Annotated in this window: 1 protein-coding gene; it reads left to right on the top strand. The window is 55.7% G+C overall.

Going from position 1 to position 348, the window contains the following annotated elements:
- A partial coding sequence (locus NA624_RS18180) for a hypothetical protein (protein WP_369539973.1) occupies positions 1–198 on the top strand: 198 nt, incomplete at its 5' end.
- Positions 199–348 lie beyond the last annotated feature (150 nt).

Genomic DNA, 348 nt, shown 5'->3' with positions numbered 1-348 from the left:
GCGACTAACGTCTTATCCGGCCTACGTGTGCGGTGTCGTCTGCGCCGGATGGCGACTAACGTCTTATCCGGCCTACGTGTGCGGTGTCGTCTGCGCCGGATGGCGACTAACGTCTTATCCGGCCTACGCGTGCGGTGTCGTCTGCGCCGGATGGCGACTAACGTCTTATCCGGCCTACGTGTGCAGTGTCGTCTGTAGGCCTGATAAGCGCAGCGCATCAGGCAAGACCCGAACTTGCGGCAGGTTCGAATCTTATAAATCGCAGATAGCAAAAAAAGCGCCTTTAGGGCGCTTTTTTACATTGGTGGGTCGTGCAGGATTCGAACCTGCGACCAATTGATTAAAAGT

This window comes from Salmonella sp. NW38, assembly GCF_051807745.1.
Classification (GTDB): Bacteria; Pseudomonadota; Gammaproteobacteria; order Enterobacterales; family Enterobacteriaceae; genus Salmonella; species Salmonella enterica.
This window is presented reverse-complemented; position numbering and strand designations above follow the sequence as displayed.